General features: G+C 56.0%; 3 protein-coding genes. All 3 read left to right on the forward strand.

Translation table 11 applies throughout. The features are described 5' to 3' along the window. The first annotated feature begins 126 nt into the window (after positions 1-126). Entirely contained in the window at positions 127-708 is a 582-nt protein-coding gene (locus B5F94_RS15745) for an ssDNA-binding protein (RefSeq protein ID WP_087331496.1), read from the forward strand. Positions 709-782: 74 nt separating this feature from the next. Then, positions 783-1,364, forward strand: a complete 582-nt coding sequence (locus B5F94_RS15750) for a hypothetical protein (RefSeq protein ID WP_087331499.1) — start codon at positions 783-785, stop codon at positions 1,362-1,364. Positions 1,365-1,397: 33 nt separating this feature from the next. Further along, the coding region (locus B5F94_RS15755; protein ID WP_204247517.1) for a hypothetical protein at positions 1,398-1,930 on the forward strand (533 nt) is incomplete at its 3' end.

The following is a 1,930-nucleotide window of genomic DNA, read 5'->3' on the forward strand; positions in this document are numbered from 1 at the left end:
GACACCCCGCGAGATGCGGCAGGCCATCGGTGACGAAGCATATCAGATGGTAGCTAGCTACGCCGTCCGCTCTCCGGGCAGGGATGTCCTCCGCCGGGATGATACCGTCGTCGGAGGGCTGGCACAATGACGGACTACGAGGCGTTTTTGGCACGGCATCAGTCGGACATCGAGGCGATGGAGCTGTCCTGCGCCTACGGCCGGTACGTCCATGTACCTCATGTGCAGTTGAGGTTTCTGCGGCTTTCTCAGCCCATGGCATTTGAGGGCGGGGCACCTGAGAAATACTCCGCCGAGATTGTTGTCGACAAGGAGACTGACAGCGCCGCCGTCCAAAATATCGAGGATGCGATGCAGCATGTTTTCTCCGCGGCGCTGGCGGGCTATTTGGCGCGATACCCTGCGCGGCAAGGCAAAGTAAACGGTGTATCGTGTGTCCATGACGGTGATGTGGCCACTGCGGCAACCGGAAAACATCTGCGCAACAGATATATCGTGGGCAAAATCTACTTTACCGCGCGAAACAGGCGTATGCCAATCACGGTGGATGCTAATGGAGACTATCTGCCACCTGAAAATGTCAACGAGGCCGATGACGCAAGCGTGATCCTGTGGTTTTACTCTTATACTCGGCTGAACAAAAGCTACGGTGACACGATAGGCGTCGGGTGCATCCTGGTTGCGATCCAGCAACCTGGGGTGTCGTAAATAGCAATATGCCCCGGTCCGGCCGTCAGGTCATGTGGCCGGCCGGGCCGGGGCCCCATATACTGGAGGATATTATGTCTGACGACTATACTGCCGCAGGTGGGTCCCGCAGGCCCGAGGACTATGGGCTGTCCGAAACCAACCCAATCATCACCGGGCCGGACACTATCCTGTACGACCTGTCCCGCGTCGAGACGGGGACACGCTACGGGGGCCGGCGGCAGCGGTGGAGCGCATATTTTGCCGTTCCTGTGAATGGCAACGACCAGCTGCTGGCGGATGCCCGCAAGGCCATGTACGATGCGCTCTATCTCCGTCGGGGGCGGCCGGTCACCGGAAAAATAGGCTATCTGCCAGACAGTAAGATGCCGTCCTGGTATGAGGTCGAGGGGCCGGCTAATCCGGGCGATCCCGACGTAGGACAGGCACGAATGGTGGAGATGCAGGCTTATGCCGATTACCGACACCCTCCCGAAATCGTTGATGCACAAGGCAATCCAATCACGGACCTGGACGCAATTTTCGCGAACAGGCAGGCGGGAAGAGGCCGCAGACCACTCCATGCGCAAGTAGCGTTTTACTACGAGCCCTATTGGGGGTATGGAGTTCAAAATGTTTCCCGCCAACTGGTAAAAATTCGGATTTTTGTGGTATAACCCCCGAAAATGTAATCAAAAGGAGTAATTAACATGTATAGTCCTAAAGAACAAGTCATCAAGGAGGTTACGACCGAATACCTTGATGCGCTTGATGTGACGAACCTCCCAGCTATCCCCGAAATGGTCGGGCAGCTGTTTACAACTACAAATGATCGCTTGCAGGCCATGAATACAAGTATGCCCAAGGGCATGACCTACCGCATGACCGATACCATCACCAATTATCAAGTGGCTATGTTGCTGGCCAAGGCGGAGGTTATTGCCCTGGTCCAATGTAGTGACCGGCGCAACACCTCAGACCCGCTGCCCCTCGGAATTTACCAGAAATCAGGGCCCAATCAGGGACTGTACTCGCTTTCGGACGGCGATCTGGACCGGATAATCCTGCAAATGCGCCCCGGGGCCTCTGAAAAGGACATCCGGGAGGTCAGGATGATATTACGCAACACCGTGCCAATCAGGCAGAGGACACCGAACCGGGACCTTGTGCCGGTGGCAAATGGCATTTTTGACTATCGTAGTCAAGTTTTGATGCCGTTTTCGCCTGATTATGTGTTCCTCTC

It is taken from the genome of Flavonifractor sp. An4, assembly GCF_002161755.1.
GTDB lineage: Bacteria > Bacillota > Clostridia > Oscillospirales > Oscillospiraceae > Flavonifractor > Flavonifractor avicola.